The 16,828-nt window shown below is 62.7% G+C and carries 21 protein-coding genes and 1 tRNA gene; 5 read left to right on the forward strand and 17 right to left on the reverse strand.

The window, feature by feature from the left end; all coding sequences use genetic code 11:
- Positions 1-61 precede the first annotated feature (61 nt).
- From ACZ5AC_RS12775 to ACZ5AC_RS12790, 4 genes are all read left to right on the forward strand, one after another.
- The gene (locus ACZ5AC_RS12775; RefSeq protein WP_464247984.1) at positions 62-1,447 is read left to right on the forward strand and encodes an MATE family efflux transporter; all 1,386 of its coding nucleotides are present in this window, start codon (positions 62-64) and stop codon (positions 1,445-1,447) included.
- A complete protein-coding gene (locus ACZ5AC_RS12780; RefSeq protein WP_464247985.1) occupies positions 1,444-1,740 on the forward strand; it encodes a hypothetical protein in 297 nt (98 codons plus the stop codon). The genes ACZ5AC_RS12775 and ACZ5AC_RS12780 overlap by 4 nt, the downstream gene beginning before the upstream one ends.
- Positions 1,741-1,744: 4 nt before the next feature.
- On the forward strand, positions 1,745-1,900 hold the full coding sequence (locus ACZ5AC_RS12785; RefSeq protein ID WP_464247986.1) for a hypothetical protein: 156 nt from the start codon (positions 1,745-1,747) through the stop codon (positions 1,898-1,900).
- A gap of 63 nt (positions 1,901-1,963) precedes the next feature.
- Positions 1,964-2,051 (forward strand) — tRNA-Leu (locus tag ACZ5AC_RS12790).
- 251 nt (positions 2,052-2,302) lie between these two features.
- On the opposite strand, the gene ACZ5AC_RS12795 is transcribed toward ACZ5AC_RS12790, so the two are convergent.
- From ACZ5AC_RS12795 to ACZ5AC_RS12830, 8 genes are all read right to left on the reverse strand, one after another.
- Entirely contained in the window at positions 2,303-2,806 is a 504-nt protein-coding gene (locus ACZ5AC_RS12795; RefSeq protein WP_464247987.1) for a hypothetical protein, read from the reverse strand.
- A gap of 9 nt (positions 2,807-2,815) precedes the next feature.
- Positions 2,816-3,475 (reverse strand): LamG-like jellyroll fold domain-containing protein, encoded by a 660-nt coding sequence (locus ACZ5AC_RS12800; protein ID WP_464247988.1) that lies wholly within the window; start codon positions 3,473-3,475, stop codon positions 2,816-2,818.
- On the reverse strand, positions 3,472-3,834 hold the full coding sequence (locus ACZ5AC_RS12805) for a hypothetical protein (protein ID WP_464247989.1): 363 nt from the start codon (positions 3,832-3,834) through the stop codon (positions 3,472-3,474). Before ACZ5AC_RS12805 ends, ACZ5AC_RS12800 begins: the two co-directional genes overlap by 4 nt.
- Positions 3,824-6,565 carry a phage tail protein gene (locus tag ACZ5AC_RS12810; RefSeq protein ID WP_464247990.1) on the reverse strand — a complete coding sequence of 914 codons (2,742 nt, stop codon included), beginning with the start codon at positions 6,563-6,565 and terminating at the stop codon, positions 3,824-3,826. Before ACZ5AC_RS12810 ends, ACZ5AC_RS12805 begins: the two co-directional genes overlap by 11 nt.
- 197 nt (positions 6,566-6,762) lie before the next feature.
- Positions 6,763-6,993 carry a hypothetical protein gene (locus tag ACZ5AC_RS12815; RefSeq protein ID WP_464247991.1) on the reverse strand — a complete coding sequence of 77 codons (231 nt, stop codon included), beginning with the start codon at positions 6,991-6,993 and terminating at the stop codon, positions 6,763-6,765.
- Positions 6,993-7,802: a phage BR0599 family protein gene (locus tag ACZ5AC_RS12820; RefSeq protein WP_464247992.1), complete on the reverse strand. Its 810-nt coding sequence runs from the start codon at positions 7,800-7,802 to the stop codon at positions 6,993-6,995. The genes ACZ5AC_RS12815 and ACZ5AC_RS12820 overlap by 1 nt, the downstream gene beginning before the upstream one ends.
- A complete protein-coding gene (locus ACZ5AC_RS12825; protein ID WP_464247993.1) occupies positions 7,799-8,713 on the reverse strand; it encodes a hypothetical protein in 915 nt (304 codons plus the stop codon). Before ACZ5AC_RS12825 ends, ACZ5AC_RS12820 begins: the two co-directional genes overlap by 4 nt.
- 251 nt (positions 8,714-8,964) lie before the next feature.
- Positions 8,965-12,135 carry a tape measure protein gene (locus ACZ5AC_RS12830; protein ID WP_464247994.1) on the reverse strand — a complete coding sequence of 1,057 codons (3,171 nt, stop codon included), beginning with the start codon at positions 12,133-12,135 and terminating at the stop codon, positions 8,965-8,967.
- Here ACZ5AC_RS12830 and ACZ5AC_RS12835 point away from each other — a divergent pair.
- Complete coding sequence (locus ACZ5AC_RS12835) at positions 12,134-12,277, forward strand: hypothetical protein (RefSeq protein ID WP_464247995.1); 144 nt, start codon at positions 12,134-12,136, stop codon at positions 12,275-12,277. The genes ACZ5AC_RS12830 and ACZ5AC_RS12835 overlap by 2 nt on opposite strands.
- On the opposite strand, the gene ACZ5AC_RS12840 is transcribed toward ACZ5AC_RS12835, so the two are convergent.
- Genes ACZ5AC_RS12840 through ACZ5AC_RS12880 form a run of 9 tightly spaced genes read right to left on the reverse strand, consistent with a single transcriptional unit; the run spans position 12,270 to position 16,828 of the window.
- Positions 12,270-12,557, reverse strand: coding sequence for a DUF1799 domain-containing protein (locus ACZ5AC_RS12840; protein ID WP_464247996.1), 288 nt, complete (start codon positions 12,555-12,557; stop codon positions 12,270-12,272). The two genes, ACZ5AC_RS12835 and ACZ5AC_RS12840, sit on opposite strands and share 8 nt — an antisense overlap.
- Positions 12,558-12,592: 35 nt before the next feature.
- Positions 12,593-12,919: a hypothetical protein gene (locus ACZ5AC_RS12845; protein ID WP_464247997.1), complete on the reverse strand. Its 327-nt coding sequence runs from the start codon at positions 12,917-12,919 to the stop codon at positions 12,593-12,595.
- Positions 12,920-12,928: 9 nt separating this feature from the next.
- Entirely contained in the window at positions 12,929-13,894 is a 966-nt protein-coding gene (locus tag ACZ5AC_RS12850; RefSeq protein WP_464247998.1) for a phage tail tube protein, read from the reverse strand.
- Positions 13,884-14,078: a hypothetical protein gene (locus ACZ5AC_RS12855; RefSeq protein ID WP_464247999.1), complete on the reverse strand. Its 195-nt coding sequence runs from the start codon at positions 14,076-14,078 to the stop codon at positions 13,884-13,886. The genes ACZ5AC_RS12850 and ACZ5AC_RS12855 overlap by 11 nt, the downstream gene beginning before the upstream one ends.
- On the reverse strand, positions 14,075-14,455 hold the full coding sequence (locus ACZ5AC_RS12860) for a hypothetical protein (protein WP_464248000.1): 381 nt from the start codon (positions 14,453-14,455) through the stop codon (positions 14,075-14,077). Before ACZ5AC_RS12860 ends, ACZ5AC_RS12855 begins: the two co-directional genes overlap by 4 nt.
- 47 nt (positions 14,456-14,502) lie before the next feature.
- Positions 14,503-14,958, reverse strand: coding sequence for a phage virion morphogenesis protein (locus tag ACZ5AC_RS12865; RefSeq protein ID WP_464248001.1), 456 nt, complete (start codon positions 14,956-14,958; stop codon positions 14,503-14,505).
- A 5-nt stretch (positions 14,959-14,963) separates the two neighbouring features.
- Entirely contained in the window at positions 14,964-15,395 is a 432-nt protein-coding gene (locus tag ACZ5AC_RS12870; protein ID WP_464248002.1) for a gp436 family protein, read from the reverse strand.
- Positions 15,396-15,398: 3 nt separating this feature from the next.
- Positions 15,399-15,731, reverse strand: coding sequence for an HI1506-related protein (locus ACZ5AC_RS12875; RefSeq protein ID WP_464248003.1), 333 nt, complete (start codon positions 15,729-15,731; stop codon positions 15,399-15,401).
- A gap of 53 nt (positions 15,732-15,784) precedes the next feature.
- Positions 15,785-16,828 (reverse strand): Mu-like prophage major head subunit gpT family protein, encoded by a 1,044-nt coding sequence (locus ACZ5AC_RS12880; protein WP_464248004.1) that lies wholly within the window; start codon positions 16,826-16,828, stop codon positions 15,785-15,787.

Raw genomic sequence — 16,828 nt, forward strand, 5'->3', positions numbered from 1 at the left:
TTTTTCCTTGTCAAATCGAGCACCCTGAAGCATGGCGTCACATGCAGCACCCGGAGAACACATGACCACGAGCGATTTCGACCGGCGCATGGAGCGCGCCCCCTACTCGACCATCTGGAACCTGGCCTGGCCCCAGGTGGTCATGATGTTCTTCCATTTCCTGATCGGCTTCGTGGACGTCTGGGTGGCCGGCCGCATCGGCCGCGAGACCCAGGCCTGCATGGGCGTCATGAGCCAGGCCATGTTCTTCTTCATGGTCGTGGCCATCGCCCTGGCCAACGGCAGCGTGGCCGCCATCAGCCAGAGCTCCGGGGCCGGGCTGCCCAAGCGCATCAAGCGCTTCGTGGGTCTGGGCGTGGGCCTGGGCGTGGTCACGGGCCTGGCCATCCTGGTCTTCGGACTGTGGTTCGACGAGCGCTTCCTGAACCTGCTGCAGATCCCGCCGGAGCTCATGCCCATCGCCGAGTACCTGCTGGAGGTCAGCCTGTACCTCATGCCGGCCTACTACGTCTTCACCATCACCAACGCCTTCTTCCGGGCCCAGAAGATCGTGACCCTGCCCCTGTACTCCATGATCCTGGTCACGGGCGTGAACACCCTGGGCGACCTGGGCCTGGGCCTGGGCCTATGGGGTCTGCCCGAACTCGGGTACAAGGGCATCGCCTGGGCCACCTTCGGCTCCGTCGTCTGCGGCACGATCTACAACGTCGTCATGCTGCACCGCTGCGGCCTGCTCTGCGCCCAGTGCTTCGCGCCCTGGCGCTGGACGCGCCTGGCCCTGCCCTACCTGATCAAGGTCGCCTGGCCGGCCGGGCTCATGCAGCTGGTCTGGCATTCGGCCTACATGGTCCTCTACGCCATCACCGCGAGCCTGCCCGAGGGCAGCGTCGTGGCCATGGCCGGCATGAGCGCCGGCGTCCGCGTCGAGGCCGTGCTCTTCCTCCCGGCCATGGCCTTCAACTTCACGGCCTCAATCCTCGTCGGCCACTATCTGGGCCAGGACCGCCGGACCGAGGCCAAGCGCGTGGGATACCGGATCATGGCCGTGGGCGTGACGGTCATCAGCATCTGCACGGCGCTGCTGTGGACGGTCATCGGCCCCGTCACGGCATTCATCGCCCCCGACCCCGAGGTGCAGGCCGAGGCCGTGAACTACCTGGCCTGGAACATGACCGCCCAGCCGCCCATGCTGGCCGCCATGATCCTGGGAGGGGCCTTCACCGGCGCCGGCGCGACCATGTACCAGGCGATCATCTTCGGCACTTCGGCCTGGCTGGTGCGGCTGCCTCTGGCCTACGTGCTGGGGCACGTCGTGCTGCGCTCGTCCGACGGCGTGTGGATGGCCATGTTCGCCTCGGTGCTGGTGCAATGCGGCACCATGTTCTATTTCTACCAGTTCAAGGACTGGTTCCGCTTCACCCTGCGCAAGAACAGGAGACCCGCGTGAGCGAATTGCCCGGACACTACCTCGGTTCCGTAGCCAACTACGCAGCCGACACGCCCTGGGACCTGGAGTATTCCCTGACCCTCGACGCCCACGGCCATTACCGCTTCTACTCCCGCAACCCCGAAGGCCTGGTCCGCCTGCGCCATGCGGGCACCTCGGGCCGCGCCTTCGCGCAGTTCGCCGTCCAGAACGGCTTCGACGTCGACGATCTCCAGCGGGACCTGCGCTACATCGACAGCGGTTTCGCCGCAGACTTCACGTCCTTTATGGACCAGCGCAACACCAGGGCCTGAAGCCATGACCGAAGCCATCGAAAGGACGTCCCCGACGGCCCCCGCCGTCAGAAACGAAACCCCGCGCCGCGACCAGGACCGCCCGTCCCCGGACCCGGCCGAACCCAGGCGTCCCACCCAAGATCCGCACAAGGGCTCCCTCGTGGACGTCTTCGTCTGACCCGCCCTCGCCCAAGAAAGAATTGACGCTCCAGACAGCCCTGTATATTTGAAAAAACTCCCTGCCCGGGTGGTGGAATTGGTAGACGCCAGGGATTTAAAATCCCTTACCTCTTGCAGGTGTGCGGGTTCGAGTCCCGCCCTGGGCACCATAAAAAACAATGGGTTAGCATGAAATTGCTAGCCCTTTTGTTTTTCGCCTAGATGCACTTCGGCTTTTCTCTCCCAGTCCTCTCCCAGTTTTTTACGAGCAGGAATATCCAGGGTGTGAGCGCGCACGACAAATGAGAATTTGTGTCACGAGAAATGAGAAATTCCAGACGCCCCGCATTTCTCATTTCTCGCGAAAAATACTTCAGCGCGACACATCAAATCGCCACCCCTGCAGGCCACCCATCCGAACCTACTCCGGCCAGACCATGACCGGAAGCTCCGCAATCAATTCTTCCGGCGTCGGGATCGCCCGCGAACCCGACTGGCACTCCGCCAAAATCTGATACCCCGTCGTCCAGCACGCATCCCTCCACTCGACTCCTGCCTGGCCTTCCGCCGCAAACCTGGGCGACGGACTGGTCGCGTAGGTACAGAGCGAGAGGATGCCGTCGTAGGCCCGCGACTGCGCCGTCGTGTCGAGGTGCTGCTGGATCACGCCGACAAGGTGCGCCTGCACTTCCTCATGCGACCACGGCACGACCTGCCACCCCTGCACCCATCTGCCGTCAACCTGTAGCGGGTCAGCGGGCACGACGCGCTCAAATTGTCCGCACTGTGGCGGTGTTGTCGGAGCAACCCAGACATATCCATCGGGCGGCGAGGCGCGGGAGAGGTCAACCGGGAAGCTGGTGTTCGGGAAGTCGGCTTGCAAGCTGGCCGGGATCGGGATGCCGTCAATTATTTTGTGGATCATGATTATCTCCTATGATGTCGGGAATGGCAATGATGGCGTACCCGACACGTCACGAGCAACGCCTTTTGTTATGCGGACGCCTCGCACATAGGCGTTCAAATATCCGAGATTATTCTGCGACTTGCCTATATACACATCAGCTGCAGAATATGACGTAGCGTCATTGGCAGAGCCAATCTGTACGCCATTCAGCCACAACGACATTGCTGACCCAGCGCGACGTACCGCGACATAGCTCAGCGCGTTTATGGCCGGGATTGCCGATCCCGTGATGAGCCAAACCACATCTGCCTTCGCCACGCCTACAGCGTTTGTCGTTCCGACCCGCGAAAATTGTATGAGTCCACTTGCCCCAAATTTTATGAGCATACTGTTTGACCCCCAAGCGATAGGGTACAAAAATATCTCAAGAGTGAAATCCCCAGGCAGGGCAAAATCTGCATGACTACTTAACTTTAGCGACGCCCCAGTTCCATCAAGATAAATAGCAGGGTATCCAAGTGTATTTTTAATGCGCGCAGCACCCAAAACCGTGACTGTTTTCCCCGTCGCGTCCGTGATTGCTGTGCTGTCGTCAACCCCGGCTGGGTTGATACATAGGACAGTGTTCGCCCAATATGTGTCCGTTCCGTCTTCTATACCCATCATCAACCGCTTCGCCAGTTTCATACGACCGTCCCAGGAAGCCGCGCGCCGCGTAATGTCGTGCCAACCTTCCACAGCACGATCACGGTGTAGCCGGTCGCCTCCAGCGCCGGGGCCGTGCCGCCAACCCAGTTCATCGTCGGCCATGCGATGGAGCAGGCGGACCCGTCGTCGATCATCAGCGTCATGGATTGACCGTCCGTCAACGTGTCCACGGGAGTGGAGTTGCCTGTCAGCGTCCACGTCTGGATCGTGCCAAGGTCTGGGTCCAGGTTGGGCGTCGTGCCCGTCAGGGCATATACCTCCTCGGTCATGGCGATGGAGTCGGGAGCAACGGCAAATTGCGTGCCCCCAGGCCCGTCAAGCAATGGTTCAAATTTCATGGTAAACCTCGGTTGTGCCGTGATAGACTTGTGATGCGCCGTGATACACCGGCATTTGCGATATGTAACCAAAGGTGTGCGAGAAAATCTGGAAACTCGCCAGCCCGTCACGCACAGACCAAACCTCCAGCCTCACCTCGCCGCGATAGGCAGGCGCGAATGTGGCCGTCACACCGCTGATTGCAGTGGACGAATCGAGTTCGACCTCTGTGTCCGTGCGCACCAGCCTGACAGAGTACGTCACGCCCGCTTCCGGGCCGACACTCGCATCTGTCCAACCCAGGACGGTGCCGCCTGTTTGCTGCAGGCGGTCCCGGTGCGCCCAGGTGACGACGATGCCGACAAGGTCGTCGGCAACGACCAGCGCCGGGTAGTAGGAGCCGCCGACCTGGACGTTTGCGGGCGGGTACGGCCTGGTGGCGCGCTGGTTCATCGTCACCGAATCAACCGGGGCGTCTGCGATGGCCAGCGGACCCTGGCCCGTGACGGTTAGGATCTTCACGTCCACTTCATCACTGGCGACATACTCAACATCATCGCTTGCCGTGTACCCGTCCCAGATGATGACTTCCGATCCGTCCGCGTGCGTAGCCGGAACGGTGTCCAGGCACCCGCGCCTGATCGTGGCCACGCCGTCCGTGATGGACTCGATGACCACAATCTCATCGTCAATCTGGGCCAGGCTGCCGTCCGCAAACTCATCGAGATCAACGCCGTCCTTGAGCGTGGCCGTCGTTTCGAGATGGCCGATTGCCCCGTCCAGAACCGCGCATGGGCAGAAATCCAGCGCGCCACCTTCGACGTACCCGGCGCCGGAATCAACCTGCAGCTCGGCGTTGATCTCCGCAGCCTGACGCCCTGCGGCCACCGTCAGATAGCCGAGTTCTGGCAAGCCAGAGAGCTTCGTAGCAGCATCCACTTCGCCCAGCTGGCGCACGATCTCGTAGTAGGGCGTCTCCATCACCAGGCTGGGCGTGGCCGGGAGTGGTGCGACCGAAGGATTCGTCCATTCGGTCGGTTCGGCCTCGACATAGACGATGTCCGGGAGCGCAAACACGTCCTGGGCGCATTGGATGCGGACGGTGTTATCCACGCCATCACCGAAGGCAATTTCAGTGACACGCATGATGTATGATGTTGCAATGCCGCTTCCGTCCTCGTCCGTTTCGATCCAGTTCCATCGAAAAACGCCGCCGATATTGAGGCCCGCCGCCTCACGGTTGGCGGAGATCGTGGCCGTCACGAGCGGCGTGCTCATGGCTTTCAGGTCACGGGCCGCGGCCTTCGCGGCGATGCGCTGGTGGGCGAAACCAGGATAATCCACGGTCGCCGGGATGATCGCGCCTTGCTGTTGGATCATGGCCAGATTCTGAAGCGTCACCGTCTCTGTCTGGCCTGTCTCATTCGAGTTGTAGGTGACGGTGATCTCATTGACGAGTTCGGCCAGTGCCTGCTTCGAATATCCTTCGACGCGGCTGATGTTCGATTGATCCAGTACAAGAAGTTCATCGACGTCATAGTCGTCACGAATCAGCTGCAGCTCAAACTTCCCTGTCGTGCGGTCAACGTAGAGCGCGGCATCAATGTGCCGCAAAATTTCTTCAACGAAATCCTCGATACTTGTCTGCTGACTCCAGAGGATCGAAATGCCCATTCCTTCGGAATAGAGCCTGTCCGCGGCATCGACGAACGAATCACCCATGTCTTCTTCTGGATAGCCCATGCCCCAGTTTGCATCCGTCAGGCATTCACGGATGATGTGGGCAGGATTCATGTCGCCATAATCGCCGAAATAATAAATCCACGCATCGCTTGTAGTGACTTCTTCCTGATAGGCATAGGCGTCAAAATAGGTATAATTTGAGCCTCCAACCAAGGGCGTGTCATCGGTCAACTTCACGACGATCTTAATAGAGTCCGAAACAGGAGTATGGACTATGGTCCCGCTCCATACTATTTCAGAAACAAAAATGTCATTTATCCAGACTTGGGCTCGGTTATCGCAGTACAGGGATATGCGTACTGGCCGCTTGTCCGTGACGTATATTGTTTTTCCAAACCAGTGCGTGTCGCTTCTGCTTATGGGTTGATAAACGGTAGCATTTGGAAAATACGGATGCGGCAACCTATCCGCAAACGGGGCCTTCCACGAACCGGCAGAGCCTACGGTCAAGTGATAGTCTGTAGTGTCCGTGTACGGCACATTCAGCCACGCCCAGGTACTGCCGACAGGGAATAGCAACTTATACGACAGGTCGGGAGGTGGAAGATATTTTGAGTCCGAAAGCTGGTACGCACCGATCTGGGCCTTGGCGTCGTGCCACTGCACCTCTCCGTTCTTACGCGTATGGACGCGCTGGAGCAGCCACCCCCAATCTTTCAAGTACGGGTTCAAGCCGATGTAGACTTGCCGCAAAACGGCGCAGCATACGCCGCGAAACGCAGGCAGCAGGTCAGCGCCGAGCTTGGCCGCCAGGTAGGAATTTTGACCCTGCGTAGGTGCGCCCATCTCGATGTCCACCTGCCCCGTGACGCCGCCCTCGCGCTTCTCGCCGCCGAACAGGTCTTTCTTGTCGATAGTCAACGCGCCGCCGGTGTGATTGCCGACCCAGGCTTTCCTCCCGCCAACCATGATGCGCACGAGCTTGTCCACTGGGCCATGGCACAGCGCCATGTGCATACCGACGTAGTATTTGTAACCGACCGTGACTTTCTTGCTGCTGCCGCCCATGCGCTACCCCTGCTCCGCTCGTGCGGCCTGTGCGACCTGTATGGCCATGGTGTCGCCTGTTTGCTCCAAGTCCTCAACGGGCACGCCAGACCTCAAAAATTCGGACCAGTCCAGCCCGTGCTTGGCGAAAAAAGCCCTCGCTCCGCGTGAGCACATCTTGCACTGGCGAATGTGTTTCATAGTGGCTCTGATCTCGGTCATTTCTTACCGCCTGACTTTTTAATGGCTTTGGTCTTCGTGTCGCCCCACCAAACGATGTTCTGGCCGGTGATTTCCCTGGACCCGAAAAGCACCGGGATTTCAGCCCCGGCGGTGGCGATGGCCTTGGCCTCGATTGTCCCTGGCTTCGGCGAGTCGTATTTGACCTTGGGCCGGAAAATGTAGCCGATGACCAGCGATGCGACGAAAAAACCGAGTTCGACCCACATTACACAAGGCTCCTGCCGTCAAAGGGGTTGCGGAGCGGAATCCAGGGCCAGCCGCCGAAGTTGAGGATGTTGTTGAACTTGTTCTTGCACGTTTCGCGGTTGCGGGCGCAGCCGGGGTAAAGCGTCACGGCATCGGACACGGCCAGCGCGCAAGTATTCGCCAGCGTGAGCGACGACCCGGCGTGGGCGGTCACAAAAAGGAACCCGCCCGTTGGTGTCTCGACCATCCCGCCAGAAAACCAGCCGTCAGCCAGGGCGTCGGCTGCGGCCACGGTCAGCACGGTCTTTGCTGCGTTGATTGCCGACACGGTCCCGGCCACAGCATAGGCCGCTTTGTCCACGTTACACCCAGTCTCATAAAGGGCACGGCGGCAGGGCCGCTGATACCGCGCCCGCAGTCCGGGACGCTTGAGGCTCGTAAACACGCTCTCGCACTTGAGGCTCGCCGTTGCTGGGTCGGGCCAGTCGCACGACACTATGCGTCCCTTCCAGTACACGACAGGGCCGTCGCTTGCGCCAACATGGAACCGGAACACTGTCAGTGTGATGATGTGTTCGGGATTCCCGGCCAGGTAGAGCAGGGACAACTCGCTCGTCCTGGGGATCAGCACTTCAAGAGGCGACTTGTGCAGTTCCTTGGTCTGCTGAATGTCGTCGCGGCCGATGGGAAAATGCGCATACGTCTCTCCGCCGTGCTCGATCTCCGGGCCGCTACTGTAGGTCCAGACGGTCGTGCCGTGGACGAACCGGAAAAGCTCGACGGGGCGGCCACCATGGACGGAGGATTCAAGATCGGAATACGTGCTCATGCCGCCACCCCCGTCATGGACGCCCTACAGGTCGCCACGCCGATACGATCCCAGGTCAGGGATATGCGGTCTGCGGCGAAGCGATGCAGGCAGAGGAAGGAAATTCTGGCTACGTCCGTGAAGCCGAGTGCCGCGTTGATCGTCAGGTTCTCGCGCCCCGCGCTTCCGGCCACGGCCCCGGTGATCTGCCTGCAGACGAACGCCCCGGAGGCCGAGAATGCCGCAATGTGCGTCATGCCAGGGACGCCAAGTCCGACATTGCGATAGTTGACGTCGCGGACCTCCAGCGTCGTGGCCGCCGCTGTCGGTTGGACGGCCAGGGCCAGGTCATGGGTGCGGGACGGAATCCACACTGGGTTGAGCCTACCAGCCCTGCGGTGCAGCCAGCGACGGAACGCCCATGCCTGCGCTGGAGTGCGCAAATACCATTTATGATCTGTGGAGATGGCCGGATAATCAGTCCTGGCAAACGTGGCCCATGCGCCTGGTCCCGGATCGAGGATGTCGAGAGGCCTGTCGATCTGACGCGGCATCGTCTCACCAGGCATCAGGAGCGGATCGGACAGCACGTCGTAGCCGAGATACTGCATGGCTGCGGCCTCGGTCGTCAGCTCGGTGTTGTCCGTGATCTGCATCGTCACCGAGTAGCGCGAGGCCTCCACGGCGTAGTCTTCGCGCCGGGCCTGGCCCGCCATTTTGGCCATGCGCAACGGCATCACAGCCGCGCCTGCAGGATGCTCCATGGTCGTCGGCGCGACCAGAGACAGCGAGCCGGCGGCCACGGTGTCGACCTCCACGACCTCGTAGAGCGACGGGCTCTGGTGGACGATGGCCAGTCCTCCGGCCCTGAAGTCGGACGCCGTGGTGTCGATGCCGATGGACGAGGACGCGGCCGGGAACACTGCGGCCAACTCGACGGCCTCATGCCAGCATGGCCACCCCCATTCACGATGTTGCCACGCAGCGATAGCCACTCGAAGCCTGGATAGTTCCGCCGGGTCATTGGGCAGGATGACCACCTCAAAGCTCTGGCGCGGTTCCTGGCGCACCCTGATGCGCTGTTCTGCGCCGTCGTGCGCTTCGATGATGTCCGTCATCCATTCGAGGTGTTCGGTAATCGGGCGGAGAGGGCGCCATGGCCAGACCAGGTAGTTGCTCATCACTACCCCAGAATGCGCCGGATCGCGCTGGCGTTGCGCCTGACGTGGGCCAGGGTCATCTGCTCACCCTCGGACCCGCTCAGTTCATTGGCCACGGTCCGGCGGTCGAAGGCAAAGACGTTCTTCTGCGCCTTCTGGGCCCTGGTTGCGGCGATCAGTTCCCGTAGCAAGGACTTTGTTTCCGGGTCAGATCCGCCGCCAACGGCCTGCACGCCGAGGTCTCCTGTGGCCGTACGCCGCAGAGGGAAGATGCCTTCCCAGCCGGCTTCGGCGAACACGCCGGCGCCCTGGGCAAAAGCGAAGAGCTGGGGAGAATTGTAGATCCCGTTGGAATATGCGGAGAGGGACGGGCTCTGGTAGGCGTTGCCCTTGGCGTTGCGCGAGAAATAGCTCGACAGCTCGCCGGCGTAATTGAAACCGCCGCTGGCGGATCCAGCTGCTGCAGATCCGCCGCCGAAATACGCAGACGCTGCCGACAAACCAGTCTTCAGCAAACCGCCAAGCCAATCGTAGGACTGCGAAACCAGCGAGCGGAAAGCCAGGCGCGCGATCTCGGCGTTGATGCTCGTCACCATGTCGGCGACTTCGACCTTTCCGGTCTTCGCGAATTGCACCACCGCGTCTTCGGCGGTCTGGAATGCCTCCGACGCCGCGTCCCGGGCAGTCTGAAAAGCGTCCTTGGCCGTGGCCCCGTAATCGGCGACGCCCTGCTTGATGCCGTCTATCCACGTCTGGTTTCTGGCCGTGGCCTGCATCTCGCGGATCTTGTCCATGATCGCCTGAAGCTCCGCCCGGGCGAGCGGGTTCGAAGCAACGAGCATCAGCCGTTCGATTTGCGGGACCAGCTCGGACTGCAAAGCCTGGGCTTGCTCGCCAATGGCGGCCTTGAGCTTCGCCCGGGCTGTCGCCTCGGTTTCCAGGCCGGTGACCACCCTGGACTGCAGAGATTGCTCCTTGGCGCTGATGATTGCCTGGGCATCGTTCATGGCTTTGTCGATGCGATCTTTGGCCGCCTTGGTCTGCTCTGCGGCCAGCTCCGCCACAGACGTTGCGGTCTGCGTCTTCAGGACATCCACGCGGGCCTGCGCGTCGGCGATCTTCTCGTCGAGAGCGCGCAGCTGATCGGATATCTGCTCCTGGCCGCGGGTACCGCCGGGGCTCATTTGCCTGAGCCGCTCCTGCTCGGCCCGCGCCTTGGCGATGGCCTTTTCCTGCACGGCAATTTCAGCCGCCGATTCCGCCTCGATGACGCGCCGACGTTCTGTATAGTAGGCCTCCAGGCTGGTCGTACCGGCTTCAAAACCGCGCTGGGCGAGGCTCAGCTCGCCGGCCAGCTTGGCCTTGAGGATATCCAGCTCGCGGCGGGATTGGGCCTGCAGCGCAGCCAAGGCGCTCGCTCCGTAGTCGTCCAGATCCAGAGACTTTCCGGCCGCCGTAGACTTCTTCGCGTAGGCCTTGCGGACCAGAGCCTCGGCGTCCTTGTACTGCTGAGAGTCGACGGCGATGCCCGCTTCCTTGGCCTTGGCCGCCAGCTCCTTGAGGGCGCCGCCAACCGGGTCGATCCTGTCCCGGAATTTGTCGAGCCACGTGTCGAAAGATTGCCCCATGATATTAAAGGCTGGCGAAAGAGCTTTGGTCTGTTCGGATTCGACCTTCTTGCGCTGGATCCGCGCGGCCTCGTGCAAGCGCGCATAGGCGGCGGTAACCTTTGCCTCCGCTGCGGCGATGGCTTTGTCATCCACGTAGGTGAAAAACTCGACGTCGCCGGACGGGTTGACGCTATAGCCGCTCCTGACCTTCCTGGCTTCGGCCAGCATGGTCTCTGCTTGGGCGATGTCCTGGCGGAATGGCGAGAGAGCGTCTTCACCAAAGGCCTGGGCGGTGCGCATGCGCCGGATGGCCTGCTCCGCCTCTTCAGCTGCTGTCTTGGCCTTGTTCGCGGCATTCTCCGCCTTGTCGCCCCAGATCATCCATGCCGTGGCGCCGGCGGTCAGCAAAGTGGTGATGATGCCGATGGAACCGCCCAGGGCGGTGACTACCGTGGACAGGCCGCGAGACACCACGGAGGCGCTCGTCTGGGCGGCAGCGAGGGCGCTTGTGGCCGTGGTCAAATTCGTCTTGGCCCGCTGCAGCGCGACGTCGGCGGCGACCTGGGCCCAGTAGTCCTTCACGGCAGCACGGTGCGCGGTCGCAGCTGCCACGGCGGCCTCGGCTTCGGCGACCGTGGCCCGATGCAGGGCGATGGAGCTGGCCGCGGCGGCGTTTTGCGCGGGGATGGTTTGCGCCGCCCAGGCGACGGCCGCCGCTCCGCCTTTGACCATGGCCAAGGTCATGCCGGACACTGCGGCGACGGCCACGCCGCCCAGCATCTCCTGCATGTGGTCGGCCACAAAATCGAAGGTGGACACAACGCTCTGGCCAGCGCCCGTCCACTGGTTCGCGGCATCAACCATGCGGCCGAACTCGTCCGTCACACGCGTTGCGGCTTGGCCCATGGTCCGCTGGTAGTTGGCGGCCTCCGCCTCCAGCACGCCAGCCTGCGACTCCAGGGCAGCGACTACGACGTCCGTCGTCAGGAGACCCTGTTCGGCCAGGCCACGGAGCTTGCCGATGGGCAGCCCCAGGCCGTCGGCCAGGGCCTTTGCCAGCCTCGGGCCATTCTCCATGACGGAATTGAATTCTTCGCCGCGGAGCACGCCGGAGCCCAGGGCCTGGGAGAGTTGGCGGATGACCGCCGAAGATTCGGCGGCCGCCGCTCCGGAAAGCTGCAGCGACCGCGCAGTGACCTGTGTCGTGGTCGCGATCTGCTGCTGAGTAAGGCCATAGCCCTGGCCGACCTGACTGAGTCGCGCCAGCAGCGTTGCGGTTGATTCGTACCCGGCGCCCGTTTTGGCGGAGATCTCATAGCCGCGCGCCTGGGCCGCGCTGAACGCCTCCGCGCCGCCGACGGCGATGAGCAGTCTGGAGTTGAGCCCCTGGACCGAGTCCGCGAGGTTGGCCAGGTCCCGCGCGGAGCTTGCCGACGTCCACACCCCGAAGGCTGCCAAGGCGCTCGACCGCATGCTGTCCAGCTGGCGGGAGATCGACTCGATGCCCGCCTTGGTCTTTCCCAGCGCTGGACTTGCCTGGTCCTGCGCTGTTATCCTGATTTTCAGATCTCTGGAGGTAGACATGCTTTCCCGCCTGGTCTTTCAGTTGCTGTGCTACGCCGGCGCCGTTGTCGTGGGGGCCTTGCTCTGCGGCTTTACCGGGGCTTGGATCTTCCCGGCCTTGTTCGGGGCCGTCTTTTTTGCGGGGCTGAAGGGCGTCATATAGACCGCTCCTGCCAGATCTTGAGAGCCTCGCCCTCCATGACCCGGATATCCCTGAAGGCCTGGGGGCGATCCAGGACGCCCATCATCTCCATCGCCGCGTTCAGGGCCTGGTAATCCAGACCAGGTGCGCGGCCACCAAGGCCGCCGAAGTGCCATTGGGTTCGCAAGGCCATGAACAGGTCGACGCTCTCAAGACACTCCGGCCAAACCTCGAAATCGTCGGGCTCGTCCGTCACCAGGAGGATACCCAGGGCAAGGGCGCTGTCCTTGGCCTGGGTCATGTCGCCTGCGCCCAGCAGATGACGGACGGCCCCGATCAGTTTTTTGCCCTGCCCTCGGGGCTATGGGCTTCGACGAACGCCCGGGCCATGGCCGGCAAAACAGGCCAGAGGCTGAAGACCAGCTCCCTGTTTTCCTCCGTGAACGGGAGAGGGTTCTCCGCTTCGTCAACGACGCCGCTCCAGCCGAGCAGATTCTCGCGCATCAACTCAAGGTCCTTCTTGCTCTGGACCTCGACCATTTTCTCGCGGGAAAGACGGCGAAATCGCGCCTTGAACTCGTACGGCACCTCGTTGCCGTTCTCGTCCAGGATTTTGACTGCTACCGGGTACCAAAACGCTTCAGACTGTCCGATTTTCAGCATCCAGGCCCCCTATTTCACGATGATGAGCAGTTCGTCGTTCCCGGACACGGGGCACAGACGCATGTCCACGGACACGGCCAGGCGACCCTGGGCGTTCTCGTACTTGGGGCGCCCGAACTGGCACGCCGGCGCGTAGCACTGCACGATCTTCCCGGCGCCGACGCCGTGCTTGAAGCTCACGGACTTGGTGGTCACGGTCTTGGCGTCGGTGAACATTGTGACCTCTGCAGCCGCTTCCAGGCGCATCTTGGCCGTGCCCTTGATTTCGCGGCCGGTGATGTCGACCTCGGACGAGCCCATGAGGGCCATGAACTCAACCGACCCGCCCAGATCCAGATCCACGCCGATGGACGGCAAGGCTGTCCCGCCGGTCACCACGCCGGCAGCGTACGTGCCGCCGATCAGGATGTGGCCGGTATTGTCCGCGGCCACGGGCAGAGGTGCCTTCCAGGCCGTCATGACCACGCCGGACGGGTTGGCCAGGGCCTCGGGGTCGGCCTGCTCGATGCCGATGAACTTGAACTTGAGGGACGGCTTGCTGCCCGGAGCGATGGACAGGGTGGCCGTGCCGCGGGCATCCTTGACCCGGTGCGTGACGCCGTCCACGGCGTAGAGGATGGACAGCGACTCCTGGGCGGTGGTGATGGGGTTGTAGATCACGTGCGCGCCGGCGGAGACCGTTTCGGCGAACGCGCAGGCGCGGAGCAGCTTGCCCCATGCCGGCGCCGTCCCGGCCGCCCCGGATCCGGCCAGCTCGACTTCGAACTCGATATTGACCGGGCTGTCGCCGATGAGCTGCTCCGCCGCCCCGAAAAACTCCCGCAGGTAGTCGCGCTCCACGATCTGGTCATCATAGCCGATGGTCGCGTTGCTGATGAGCAAGGCGTCCGTGGCCGCGGCCGGGGCCTCGTACGTGCCGACGTCTTCCTGGATCTTGGCCAGGATGACCATGTTGCGGAAATATCTATTTGCCATTGCCGGCCTCCTTGGTCTCGTTCAGTTTTTCGGCGGGCTGCGCCTGCGTCTTCTCGACTTCGGCGGGCTGCGCCTGCGTCTTCTCGACTTCGGCGGGCTGCGCCTGCGGCCATTTGGCCTTTTGCAGCGTGCCGTCCTTCAGCGCGTAATAGCTGCCGCCGGCCTGAGGTAACGGGGTACTCATGGGATCCTCCGCAGTTCTTGTTCCAGGGTGAAGATAATTTCGTAACCGAACACGCCCTTGCCGGGCGCAACCGGCGCGACCTGGTCGCGACCTTTTGTCAGCGGGGCGCCCAAGACCATGGCTCCGGCGAGGATGCCCACCACCAGCTCCAGGAGCGCGAGAGCTCCCTGCTTCCGCTCCTGGGAAGAGCGGTAGCGCTTGGACAGCGCGTAGACGGCCCAGGCCCACGTTTCGGGCTGCACATGGGCGCCCATCATGGTGTTTTCCTTCGATGCGCCCGCGGCGTAGACCACCCAAACCGCCTCGCCCGGGAACCCGTAGACGTCGTCTTCATCCAGCCCCAGGGGCATGGGCCCGACCTTCACGGCTGCCGGCAATCCAGCTCGCAACAGCCCGAGGATCGCGTCTTCAGCGGTCTGCCTGCTCATTTCAGATACCCCCAGATGGTGTGCTGGATCTCTTCCCAGTCGATCGAGGTTTCATCAGGCAGGAACGGCCGCGCCGGCATGGTCACCGATTTTCGCACGATGCCGCCAAATGCCAGGGCCTTCTTGGTCTTCGGACGGATCACCCCGCCGAGTTGATGGATGGCCGCGTATGCGACATTGGTGCTTACCTCGACCTGCTTGGCCGAAGCCTCGGATGTGAACGAGAGCCGGAGCCGTGCAGTATTGACCAGGGTCTGGCCGCCTTTTTCTCTGACCCTCGCCGACGGCTTCCAGGGCTTGCCCGCCGGCGATTGCCCCTGTTCGAAGGCCTCGTCCGTCTGGTTGACGACCACCTCGCCGATGGCGCGCATGACCGGCGTCATGTCGTCAAGGCGCTCCGCGACACGCTGAAGCATGTGCAAGACAGGCTTGGTGTCGATCTCGATGGTCACGCCGCTCACAGCGTCCTCCGCGACATGAGTCGGGGATTGGCCGTGAAAGAGGCGGTCCCCTGACTCGGCTCGGCCGATCCGCCGATCTCCGCGCCCAGAGCCATCTTGCCGGAGGCGATGGCTTCCAGCAGGCGCATGCACCGGGCTGTCTCGCGCTGCCAATTTTCATCCTCAGCGACCCCAGGGCGGCGCAAGAAGAGGTGGTGGATGGCGAGCTTGGTGGACAGGTTCTCGATGAGCGCCGGGACCACTGCCAGGGGCACCGGCTTGACCGTGCCGACATAGGCGTCGATCTCCCGGTCAGCTTGCTCGATGGCCTCTTCAAGCACGGCGGTGACCGCAGGATCCGAAAGGACGCCCGCGTCATCGTCGTCAGCGAGCTGCAGGACGGTAGACTCCGGGAGGAGCTTCAAAATGGCGGCGACGGTGCTGTACATGGGCTATTCCTTGGGCGCCTTCTCGCCGCCCTTTTTCGAAGCGGCCCGAGCTTTCGGGGCTGGCTTGGTTTCGGCCGTCTCGGCCAGGTGGTCTTCGGCGGCTGGGGCCGGCGTTTCCGCTACGGCCGACTCCGCAACGATCTTCTCATTGAGGGGCGCTGGCTGGTCAGGCTCTTTCTGAGCTTCGACGACGAGCTCAACGACGAGCATGGGCTCAGCCTGCAGCTCTGCCAACTGTTCGGAGCTGAATGCGTCGGCCGGGTACTCGACCCGCTTGGCGCTGTGGGCGATCCCGCAGCGGCGGAAGCCGTCTTTTTTCGCTGTGATGATGATCATGCTCACTCCGTGTTCAAGAGGCCGGGATCACTCCCGGCCCCTTGAAGTTGTCGTTACTCGCCGGTGCCGGTGCTGCCGTAGGACATCTGCCAGAAGGCATAGCCGCCGGCGGCGCGGGCTTCGGCGCCGAAGCGGTACTTCTTGCGCATGAACACGTTGTCCGCCTGGGGGTCGGTCTGCTCGACGAACACCGGGGCCTTGCGCTCCTGGTAGACGAAGGGCTTCACCGGCATGCTGGTCACGTGCAGGAACCAGGCGGTGGTCGAAGTCAGGCGCGGGTTGACCACCAGCTTGGCCGTGCCCTTGAAGGGGTTCGGGGTGTCGTCGGCCAGCTTGTCCATCTCCAGCAGACGGCGGCCCTCGGTCTCCAGGGCGGGCGGGACTTCCAGGACGTCAGGGATCAAGCCCAGCGGCCGGCCCTCGTCGTCCTTGAAGCTCATGATGGCGGTGCGAGCGGCGCCGTAGCTGGCAACGGCCGCGGCCTGGGTCGCGCCGGACAGAGCGACGGTCGACTTGTTGCTGACGCTCACCCCCTCCACAGGATGATCCGTGTCGTAGAAGTACTGGCCGTCGTAGCAGGGGCTGGCGAAGGCGGCGTTCTTCAGGTCGGCCACGATCTCGTCCGGCAGCTGCTTCGCGCTGAAGCCGGCCATCTGCGCCTGCGGGGCGTAGATCCCGAGGTTGTCGTCCTCGATGTCGTTGCGGTCCACCTCGACGGTGGCCTCGAAGTCATCGTTGACGATGGAGTACTTGAACGCCTCCAGCGCCTTGACGGCCTTGTCGCCGATCCACTTTTTCATGCGGGGGAAGGCGGACAGCCATCCGTAGTCGTTTCGGCTGGACCCGCTCGGGACCTTCATGGCCGTCAGTTCCCACTGGCTGGGCGCACCGGCGAAGGCGTTGTTGAACGTCGTCTTCAGGCTGGTGAACAGCGCATCCAGGGTCGCCTTGTTCACCAGCAGACCGGCCATCCCGACGCCAAATCCTGCCAGATCCATGGTCCGAACGTCGGCGGCCATGCCGGACACGGGCACCGCGAACAGCACGCCGGCGACAAGCACCGCCCAGACGCACAGGGTCGTGATCATTTTGCTCAT

This window comes from Desulfomicrobium aestuarii (assembly GCF_055385525.1).

Coding starts and splice junctions, on each gene's coding strand:
- ACZ5AC_RS12775 (WP_464247984.1), top strand. CDS start 62: ATGACCACGAGCGATTTCGACCGGCGCATGGAGCGCGCCCCCTACTCG.
- ACZ5AC_RS12785 (WP_464247986.1), top strand. CDS start 1,745: ATGACCGAAGCCATCGAAAGGACGTCCCCGACGGCCCCCGCCGTCAGA.
- ACZ5AC_RS12795 (WP_464247987.1), bottom strand. CDS start 2,806: ATGATCCACAAAATAATTGACGGCATCCCGATCCCGGCCAGCTTGCAA.
- ACZ5AC_RS12800 (WP_464247988.1), bottom strand. CDS start 3,475: ATGAAACTGGCGAAGCGGTTGATGATGGGTATAGAAGACGGAACGGAC.
- ACZ5AC_RS12805 (WP_464247989.1), bottom strand. CDS start 3,834: ATGAAATTTGAACCATTGCTTGACGGGCCTGGGGGCACGCAATTTGCC.
- ACZ5AC_RS12810 (WP_464247990.1), bottom strand. CDS start 6,565: ATGGGCGGCAGCAGCAAGAAAGTCACGGTCGGTTACAAATACTACGTC.
- ACZ5AC_RS12815 (WP_464247991.1), bottom strand. CDS start 6,993: ATGTGGGTCGAACTCGGTTTTTTCGTCGCATCGCTGGTCATCGGCTAC.
- ACZ5AC_RS12820 (WP_464247992.1), bottom strand. CDS start 7,802: ATGAGCACGTATTCCGATCTTGAATCCTCCGTCCATGGTGGCCGCCCC.
- ACZ5AC_RS12835 (WP_464247995.1), top strand. CDS start 12,134: ATGCTTTCCCGCCTGGTCTTTCAGTTGCTGTGCTACGCCGGCGCCGTT.
- ACZ5AC_RS12830 (WP_464247994.1), bottom strand. CDS start 12,135: ATGTCTACCTCCAGAGATCTGAAAATCAGGATAACAGCGCAGGACCAG.
- ACZ5AC_RS12840 (WP_464247996.1), bottom strand. CDS start 12,557: ATGACCCAGGCCAAGGACAGCGCCCTTGCCCTGGGTATCCTCCTGGTG.
- ACZ5AC_RS12845 (WP_464247997.1), bottom strand. CDS start 12,919: ATGCTGAAAATCGGACAGTCTGAAGCGTTTTGGTACCCGGTAGCAGTC.
- ACZ5AC_RS12850 (WP_464247998.1), bottom strand. CDS start 13,894: ATGGCAAATAGATATTTCCGCAACATGGTCATCCTGGCCAAGATCCAG.
- ACZ5AC_RS12855 (WP_464247999.1), bottom strand. CDS start 14,078: ATGAGTACCCCGTTACCTCAGGCCGGCGGCAGCTATTACGCGCTGAAG.
- ACZ5AC_RS12870 (WP_464248002.1), bottom strand. CDS start 15,395: ATGTACAGCACCGTCGCCGCCATTTTGAAGCTCCTCCCGGAGTCTACC.
- ACZ5AC_RS12875 (WP_464248003.1), bottom strand. CDS start 15,731: ATGATCATCATCACAGCGAAAAAAGACGGCTTCCGCCGCTGCGGGATC.
- ACZ5AC_RS12880 (WP_464248004.1), bottom strand. CDS start 16,828: ATGAGCAAAATGATCACGACCCTGTGCGTCTGGGCGGTGCTTGTCGCC.